Source organism: Rhizobium sp. Root1212, from assembly GCF_001424985.1.
Taxonomy (GTDB): domain Bacteria; phylum Pseudomonadota; class Alphaproteobacteria; order Rhizobiales; family Rhizobiaceae; genus Pararhizobium.
The window spans coordinates 57,563-66,171 of sequence record NZ_LMDA01000013.1 but is presented as its reverse complement, the minus strand read 5'-3'; the positions used below and the strand labels follow the sequence as shown (position 1 = coordinate 66,171).

Below are 8,609 nucleotides of genomic sequence, written 5' to 3'. Positions count from 1 at the left end.
CTGAGCCCGGCGACCAAATCTTCCGGGTTGGACACGTCAGCACCTGACGACCATGTTCCGTTGATGGCTTCGGTCATTTCTTGGTTGAAGCGCCTTCGACGATCTCAAGTTCATCTGCGATGAAGCGCCACAAGGCACCCATAGCGCCTCGCGAGAGATCGCCGGCATCCGCAATGAAGATACCGAAATCTACCGTTGGCGCCGGCGGCATCCCGTGTGCAATGCCGAGCACCTTCATTCTGTCCCGTTGGGTGCCGGCATCGAGCAGTACGGCGACGCCCAGTCCCACCTCGACGGCGGATTGGATGGAGAAAAGCGAGGCGGTCGTGACAGCCCGTCGCCACGGCCTGCCGATCTCTTCGAGAGCCTTCATCATCTTGCCGTTCCATGTGTAGTGCTCATCGAAGAAGACCAAAGGCAGAGGCGTTTCCTTGCCAGCGCGGAATTCGCGCGATGCCACCCATTGCAGCGGCATCTGCCATCCGGAGACCGGCTTCATGCCTACTTCCTCAGGGTCACCGATGACCACGTCGAGCAGGCCGAGCGCCAGTTTCTCCGAAAGAGCCCTGCTTCCGGTGATCGTCAAATCGAGAGAGACATCGGGATAGGATGCAGCAAAATGTTGGAGAGCGCACCTGAGTGTGCCGGGCCTCAAGAAACGCGCTAAGCACGTCAAATGTTAGGCGGTGGAGAAACAACGCGTTGCGCCAATCATGTCGCGTGTCCGAGCTCCATCGTGACTTCGATCGCACGGAGGCTACGCAGTTGAGCTAGGGCTGTTCTGAGTTCAGCAATCGGTAACCGTCTCGCGGAAAACATGCGCTTTTTCAATGAAGAGGTCGTTGTCAGGTAACATCTGAAGCTTACGTTCTGACCAACTCGCACTGGCAGGCATCATGAACGTCGTCACCTCTTTTCCGAATAAAAGCGAAACCAAGGCACCCGTCGTGCCGAGTTTTGAGCGGATACTTGCGCTCTTGCCAAGACCTGTGCTTGTTGTGCAATCAGACGGGGTCGTCATCTACGCCAATGCATGCAGCGAGGTACTGTTAGGAGCGGTTGTCGGAAGCGATGTGGGCCAGCTATTTGCGGATTTTCCGTTAGGCCTTGCCAGCATGCCTGGCGTCTTGCCAACAGTGGTTGTCTCACGAGGCGGCGAAAGCTTCGATGCCGCTTTTGCAGTACTTGGTGAGGGTCATTTCCTGATCGACCTGCGTCCTTTTGTAGACGGATCTGCCACGAAATCGCCAAACGATTTGGACGAGCTGACGGGCCTTGCCAAACGAAACGCGTTGCTTTCGCAACTCTCCATTGCTCTCAATGTCGGATCTCCGTCTGTCGCCATTCACTGCCTCGATCTCGACCGTTTCAAGATGGTCAATGACACGCTCGGCCATGCTGTGGGCGACCTTCTTTTGAAGAAGGTCGCGGACCGACTGAGAGCTGCCTGTCGCAAGGGTGACATCGTCGCCCGGCTCGGTGGCGACGAGTTTGTCGTCCTGCAGCGTGACACCAAAGAAGAGGGAGCAGCCGATACGTTGGCTGCGCGCATCGTGGACCTCGTCGGCCGCACCTACGTGATCAACGGCCACACCATCAACATCGGCGCCAGCGTCGGTGTTGCCATCGGGACGAATCCGGTCCAGGCGCGCGACCTGCTTCGCAACGGCGATCTGGCCCTTTATGAAGCCAAGAAAGCGGGGCGTGGCCGTTACCGCGTGTTCGAGAGCGGAATGGATGCCCTTCTTCTCAAGCGCCGAGAAATGGAAATTGATCTGCGCCGCGCTTTGGCGTTGAAGCAGTTTAAGCTCAACTATCAGCCGTTTTTCAACGTCAGTACGAACAAAGTTGACGGCTTCGAAGCGCTTTTGCGCTGGGAGCATCCAATCAAGGGTACCATCCCGCCTCTGTCGTTCGTTTCCCTTGCCGAGGAGAACGGCCTGATCGTGAAAATCGGCGAATGGGTAATCCGTACTGCCTGTATCGAAGCTATGTCCTGGCCTAGCGAGATGGTCGTTGCGGTCAACGTGTCGCCATTGCAGTTTAAGGCTGACACCCTGCTCGAAACTGTTTCATCCGCGCTCCAACGGTCCGGATTGCCAGCTCATCGCCTGGAGATCGAAATTACCGAGGGCGCGCTCCTCGATGACACCGAAAACGTCATTCAGACGCTGAACGCCTTACGTGATCTCGGCGTCAAGATTTCGATGGACGATTTCGGGACGGGCTACTCATCATTGAGCTACCTGCAGAAATTTCCCTTCAACAAAATCAAGATCGATCGGTCCTTTGTTGCCGGTAATGACGCCGACAGCGAGGCGATCCTTCGCTCCATTGCAAGCCTCGGCACCAGCCTGGGCATGGCCATCACGGCAGAGGGCGTCGAGACAGCTGAGCAATTGGCGCGCATTCGCGGAGAGCGCTGCACCCATGTCCAGGGATATCTGACCGGCCGGCCGATGGGCAAGGATCAGATCCCTGCGTTTCTGGAACAAATCGTTTAAAGAAAAGAGGGGTTTCCGATGACCGACGGCATGTACCGGCTCGTTTATTACAGCCGCAACCACATCGCTTCTGACGAGGCGATGTTCGCATCGAACGTCGAAGAGATCCTGGCCAAAAGTCGGGTCAACAACCAACGCGACGGGATTACCGGGGCGCTGCTGTTCAATACCGGGTGCTTTGCCCAGGTTCTGGAAGGGCCCCTTGATAAGATCGAGGCCGCGTTCGAACGCATCCAGCAGGACGAACGGCACGGCGATGTATCGCTGCTCGCTTTGGACCGGATCCACCAACGGTCGTTCCCGAACTGGGCGATGGGCTTTATCGGCGCATCGGATATCCATGCAAAGCGTTTCGCCGCTATCGGTTCCTCGAGCGGCTTCGACGCTTCCCGATTAAGTGGCGATGAAATCCATTCGCTCTTAAAAGAGCTGGCGATCGAGGAAGAAGCTGCCGCCTAAGTCGTAGGTAGCGAAGGAGTCGCTTCTACACAACTCAGCCTCTTGCGCTTCAAAGCCAAATTCAAGCAGTGGAGCCCATCCGGCCGCCCTGATATCAATCAGAAGCAGCGTCCGCCTTGACAGGCCTCTGCCAGCGCCCGCGACAGTTGCTTCTGGCTGAACGGCTTCGTTAAGCGTACGACGCCGCCGATTTCAGCGGTGCCCTCTGGTAGTTCCGCGTAGCCCGTCGCAAGAACGACCGGAAGCGTGGGAAACCGCGCGTGGATCTCTTCACAGAGGCGCGCGCCCGTCATCTTCGGCATCGCGTGGTCGGTGATCACGACATCCGGAAGCTGTCCCGTGCCAAGGATCTCAAGAGCTTCTTCGCCTGAAGAGGCCTGGATCGTTTCCATTCCCAGATCCTCCAGCAACAGCACCGTGTTCATGAGGACGAGTGAATCATCGTCGACGACCAGAACCATCATAGCGCTCGGGGCTGGATCGAAGGGAACTTCTTCGGCGGACACCGGGGTGGCGGCAACGTCAATTGTAACCGGAAGCCAGAGCTCGGCGGTCGTGCCCTCGCCCAAGGCCGATTTCAGAATGAGTTGACCGCCGGATTGAGCCATGAGACCGTGCACCATCGGCAATCCAAGGCCCGTGCCTTTGCCGACGCCTTTCGTTGTAAAAAAGGGCGTCGTGGCATTGGCGAGCGTCTCGGCGTCCATTCCTTCCCCCTCATCCCTGACGGAGAGACAGAGATAGTTCCCGGCAAGAAGCAACCCAGCCTTCGCGGCTTCGATCGATCTCCTCTCTGCAGCAATCACGATCTCGCCTCCGTCCGGCATGGCGTCACGAGCGTTGACGACCAGATTAAGCAGCGCGCTCTCAAGCTGGTTTGCATCCGTACGGACAGGCGGTAGTTCCGACGGAAATTGCGTGGTGATAACCACCTCCGGCCCGATTGTTCGACGCATCAGCTCCGCCATGCCCCTGACCAGATTGCCAACATCAACGGAACCGAGCTGAAGCTCCTGCCGGCGGGAGAAAGCGAGCAACCTCTGGGTAAGGGTCGCCCCACGCTGCGCGCCTTGGATGGCGTTTTCGATAAGGTCGGCGACGTCTGGCCGGACTGCTCTCTTCTTTGCGATTTCGAGGCTTCCGAGGATCGCCGTCAGGAGGTTGTTGAAGTCATGGGCGAGCCCGCCAGTGAGCTGTCCGACGGCCTCCATCTTCTGAGATTGAAAAATTGCCTCCTGGGCGGCGCGCTTTTCGCTGATGTCTCGGGTGATTTTCGCAAAACCGATGAGCTCGCCGTCGGCGTTCCTGATCGGATCGATGATGACATTCGCCCAGAAGCGGGAACCATCCTTCCGCTGGCGCCAACCTTCGCGCTCGAAGCGGCCTTCCTGCTCAGCGATTTGGAGCGCTTTTGCAGGGAGCTCCGCGGCACGATCCTCGTCCGTGTAAAAGGTTGAGAAGTGTCGCCCGACGATCTCAGATTCCGTGTACCCTTTCAGCCGCTCGGCGCCAGCGTTCCAGCTTGTGACGAAGCCGCCCCTGTCGAGCATGTAGATCGCGTAGTCGGTGATCGCTTCGATCAGAAGTCGGTAGCGCTGCTCGCTGTTTAGGTCGTTCTCGTCCATGGTTCTCCCACCCGTACCACCATGTTCTCATTTCCGACTTCTAATCGCTCTGGATGAGAAGACAACATAAAGCTTCTCCGGCACTTGCGCTCGGTAGAGGCCAAAGCCCCCGTCGCAAGGTTTCGAAGGAGCTCGACATGGCGTCCACCTTGCTATCGTTTACGATAGAGTTCTCCGTGTATCTGGAACTTGACAGGACTGGGGGATTGGATGAACTTGTCGCAGCTGCGCGCCAGTTTAAAGCTCTCACCGGCACGTCATGATGGGACCTGCCCATTTCAAAGGGTATCTGCGACCAATCCCTTGGACGTCCATTCACATCGTCAAGGCCTACAATGTGACGTCGGTGCGACGCTACAGAACACCGCGGGTTTATATTGCAGGGATATGCCGAGAAATCAAACAATGGGTAATTGACCAAAGTTGGCGCGTGATAGCTGGCAGCATAGGCCTACATATGGCCGGCGAGAGGAAGCACGGTCCATCCTGGATGTTCGATGCGGGCGATCCGCTTCCGCTATGATCTGTTTCACCCTCAATTTCCATCTCCTCCGGCCATGGTTCGCCGGATTGCCTCTTCAAGCTCCGCCAATTGATACGGCTTGCGCAGGATGTTAATCCCCTGTGCCTCAGCGTCCTGTTTTGCCACCTCCGAATAGCCGCTGGTGAGCAGGATGGGTAAATCGCCCCGTCGGAACCGGATCTCCTTCGCGAGCTCTACGCCGTTCATCCCGCCTGGCATCATGATGTCCGAGAACACAAGGTCGACGCTGCGGCCGTTTGCCAAGGCGCCAAGGGCAGCTGCCGCCGTAGCCGCGCGCACCACCTCGAACCCGAGCTCGTCGAGCATCTCGGCGACGAGCGCTGCGACTTCGTCGTCATCTTCGACCAGCAGCACGCTACCAGCAGCTTCTGCTCGCCGCCTCGCGACATGCAGGTCGACGAGGTGATGCTCATCCGATGCAGGACGGTCCAGAGAACGCGGCAGCAGGAGCGAGATCTTGGTACCTTTCCCAACTTGACTTTCTATCTCGACCGTTCCTCCGGATTGCTGAGCGAAGCCGTGAACCTGCGCGAGACCAAGACCCGATCCCTTGCCGATGTCTTTCGTCGTGAAGAAGGGCTCGAATACCCTCGCCTGCACCTCAGGCGTCATTCCGCAGCCATCGTCAGCGACGACGAGGCGAACAAAGTCACCGTGACTGTCAGCTTCTGCCGTTGCCGATTTATTCTCGGCGGTAATCTTGATTGTGCCCCCTTTTGGCATCGCGTCGCGGGCATTGACCGCGAGGTTCAAAACCACAAGTTCAAGTTCGCTGGCATCGACTTTGACAGGCCACAAGCCTGGTGAGAGATCAATGATAACGTGGACGTCGCCCCTCAAGCTCCGGTCCAGCAACTCGCGCATGCCGCCGATCTGGCGCGCCAGGTCGACAGTTTGTGGTTTGAGCTCCTGACGCCGGGAGAAAGCCAGCAGCTGTCGGGTCAGGCCCGATCCCCGTTCAGTAGCCTGCCGCATCCCGTCCATCAGCCGCTTGCGCCGTGCCGGGTCCGCTTGGCGGTCAAGCATTTCCAAACCACCGGAAATGACCATGAGAAGGTTGTTGAAGTCATGCGCGACGCCACCCGTCAACTGACCGATGGCTTCGATCTTCTGAGCCTGACGAAGTTTCGCCTCGACCTCCGCCCGGACACCGATCTGGTCCCGTAGAGCTGTGTTAGACGCTTCGAGCTCCTTGGTGCGAGCGACCACCTGACGTTCCAATTCCTGCGCGACTTGCTCGCGTTCCTCAAGCAGCGCGCGCAGTTGCAACTGCCGTGCCCTTGCACGCAGTGCTGATTGCAAGCTGCTGACGAGCGTGAGTGCCTGAACCGGCCGCTCCAGCAGCGCCACATTGCGCAGTTTGGCGATCACGCCTTGCCGCCACACTTCTATGCCCGTCTGCGCCTGGCGGCTGGTGAGCAAAATAAAGGGGAGGTCCGACCACGGTGGCTGGTCAGCGACCCATGTATATAACGAGCTGGCATCCGTTCCAAACAGCGCTTCCTCGGCAAGAAACGCTGCTGATGCGCCGGTTTCAAGTTCTCTGACAAACGCGGATAGATCACGACATGTTTTGGCAGCCATGCCATTGCGCATGAGCAACTCGACGGACGCGGCCGCATCCCGGCCCACCGGAGCAAATACGAGAACGGGGTCGAATTCACTTGCCACCATCATGTCCGTCAACTGAATTTACTGCTGGAGCTGCGTTAAAATGGGGAGATCCCGCCAGCACGCCGATGAAGCCGGCCGTCGGCGGCCCGAGTTGTATGCCTTTATCGGACAGGCTGAATTCGCGAACGCTATGCTCGTGCTCGCCACTTCGCTTTTTGACGACCGAGATCGCTCGGCGAACCGTGCCGTGCACCTCGAAATAACGCAGCATCACAACGGCATCGCTGAGGTAGCTGAGATCGAGCGGCGCTTCGAGAGGGCCGACGAGCCCGTGTTGAGCGAGAACAAGGATTGTCACTACGCCGCGCTGGCCGAGGTAGGTCAGCAGTTCGTGCATCTGCAGGATCAGGAAACGCTCGTCCGGCATCGCATTCATGTAGCCGTTCAAGCTGTCGATAACGATGACGCGGGCACCATCGTTCTCGACGCTTCTCTGGACGTTGGCGGTGAACTCTCCCGGCGACATTTCCGCCGGATCGATCTGCTGCAAGCGGATCATCCCGCTTTGCAGATGTTTCTGCAAATCGAAGCCGAGAGTCCTGGCTCGCGCCTGCAGGGTTCCCCGCCCTTCGTCGAAAGCGTAGATGACGGCATGCTCGCCGCGGTCGGCGGCCGCCAGTGCATAGGTCAGGGCGAGCGACGATTTTCCCACCCCGGCCGCGCCGAGAAACAAGGCGTTCGTTCCACGCTCGAGCCCGCCACCCAGCATCTGATCGAGTTCTGCGATGCCGCTCGAGGTAAACTCCTCCTCAAACGCAAGATGGTGATTTGCTGCGATCAGCCGGGGGAAGACGTGGAGCCCGCCCTTCTCGATGATAAAATCATGGTAGCCACCGCGAAACTTGATGCCGCGCATCTTTACAACCCGAAGGCGGCGACGTTCCGCGCCATAGTCGATCGCGGTCTGCTCCAGCAAGACGACACCATGCGCAATGGAATGGAGCTGCAGATCGTTTTGCTGAGACGACAAATCGTCCAGAAGAATGACCGTGCACTGCCGGCTGGTGAAGTAGTGCTTCAGCGCAAGCACTTGCCGGCGGTAACGCAGAGGACTATGGGCGAGGAGGCGCAACTCGGATAGGCTGTCGATGACGACTCGCTTCGGGTTGAGCTCGGATACCCGGTCGAGGATGAGCTTTGTCGTCTCGTTCAGTTCCATCTCCGCCGGGTGAAACACCGTCAGCTCGCGATCCGGATCGAGCGTCGTTTCCGGGGGAACAAGTTCGAAGAGGCTGACGCCGTCGAGCGACCAGCCGTGGCGTTTGGCGACGAGCTGCAGTTCGCTTTCCGTCTCCGACAGCGTGATGTACAGCACTCGCTCACGTTGCCGAGCGCCTTCAAGGAGAAATTGTAAGGCTATCGTGGTCTTGCCTGTGCCGGGGCGGCCCTCGTAGAGGTACAAGCGGTTTTCGTCCACGCCACCCTCGAGGATCACATCAAGGCCATCGACTCCGGTGGAAATACGCGGCGTGTCGATCGTCTCCACTTCATCTGGTGCTTCCGACATGTTGTACCTATATATTGTGAGTAAGCAGTGAGAAGCATATAGATCGCGGTGTTTGGCCCTCAAGGGGGCTGACACAGCAAGCTCTGGCCCGCAAGTGGCCCCAGGGCAGGCATCGGATCGTCTCGTGGCCAAGGGCGCCTCAGCAAAATCGACGATCTGGTTCTTAAACGCTTATGTCTCCGTCCGACCAGACCGCATTCTGCAGGTCCATATGTCCGCGAATCCGTTGGAACGGCGGATTGAACAGCTTGCGGGAGCGCCGCTCTAACGGCTTGCGGGGAACGATCGAGTTTAGT

General features: G+C 58.3%; 6 protein-coding genes. 2 read left to right on the top strand and 4 right to left on the bottom strand.

Annotated elements, in window-relative coordinates:
• Nucleotides 1-73 precede the first annotated feature (73 nt).
• Entirely contained in the window at nucleotides 74-655 is a 582-nt protein-coding gene (locus ASC86_RS15275) for a LysR substrate-binding domain-containing protein (RefSeq protein WP_162245010.1), read from the bottom strand.
• A gap of 241 nt (nucleotides 656-896) precedes the next feature.
• Between ASC86_RS15275 and ASC86_RS15270 the strand changes: the two genes are divergently transcribed.
• Together ASC86_RS15270 and ASC86_RS15265 are read left to right on the top strand one after the other, a co-directional pair.
• On the top strand, nucleotides 897-2,504 hold the full coding sequence (locus ASC86_RS15270; protein WP_056322815.1) for a bifunctional diguanylate cyclase/phosphodiesterase: 1,608 nt from the start codon (nucleotides 897-899) through the stop codon (nucleotides 2,502-2,504).
• 18 nt (nucleotides 2,505-2,522) lie between these two features.
• Nucleotides 2,523-2,963 (top strand): BLUF domain-containing protein, encoded by a 441-nt coding sequence (locus ASC86_RS15265; RefSeq protein ID WP_056322812.1) that lies wholly within the window; start codon nucleotides 2,523-2,525, stop codon nucleotides 2,961-2,963.
• Between the two features lie 98 nt (nucleotides 2,964-3,061).
• Here ASC86_RS15265 and ASC86_RS15260 read toward each other — a convergent pair whose 3' ends face one another.
• From ASC86_RS15260 to ASC86_RS15250, 3 genes are all read right to left on the bottom strand, one after another.
• Nucleotides 3,062-4,588 (bottom strand): PAS domain-containing sensor histidine kinase, encoded by a 1,527-nt coding sequence (locus ASC86_RS15260; RefSeq protein ID WP_056322809.1) that lies wholly within the window; start codon nucleotides 4,586-4,588, stop codon nucleotides 3,062-3,064.
• Between the two features lie 535 nt (nucleotides 4,589-5,123).
• On the bottom strand, nucleotides 5,124-6,809 hold the full coding sequence (locus ASC86_RS15255; RefSeq protein WP_244477620.1) for an ATP-binding protein: 1,686 nt from the start codon (nucleotides 6,807-6,809) through the stop codon (nucleotides 5,124-5,126).
• A complete protein-coding gene (locus ASC86_RS15250; RefSeq protein ID WP_056322803.1) occupies nucleotides 6,793-8,313 on the bottom strand; it encodes an ATPase domain-containing protein in 1,521 nt (506 codons plus the stop codon). The genes ASC86_RS15255 and ASC86_RS15250 overlap by 17 nt, the downstream gene beginning before the upstream one ends.
• Nucleotides 8,314-8,609 lie beyond the last annotated feature (296 nt).

Excerpts from the sequence above, each read along its gene's own strand:
- ASC86_RS15270 (WP_056322815.1), top strand. The coding sequence starts at position 897 with ATGAACGTCGTCACCTCTTTTCCGAATAAAAGCGAAACCAAGGCACCC.
- ASC86_RS15250 (WP_056322803.1), bottom strand. The coding sequence starts at position 8,313 with ATGTCGGAAGCACCAGATGAAGTGGAGACGATCGACACGCCGCGTATT.
- ASC86_RS15260 (WP_056322809.1), bottom strand. The coding sequence starts at position 4,588 with ATGGACGAGAACGACCTAAACAGCGAGCAGCGCTACCGACTTCTGATC.
- ASC86_RS15265 (WP_056322812.1), top strand. The coding sequence starts at position 2,523 with ATGACCGACGGCATGTACCGGCTCGTTTATTACAGCCGCAACCACATC.
- ASC86_RS15255 (WP_244477620.1), bottom strand. The coding sequence starts at position 6,809 with ATGATGGTGGCAAGTGAATTCGACCCCGTTCTCGTATTTGCTCCGGTG.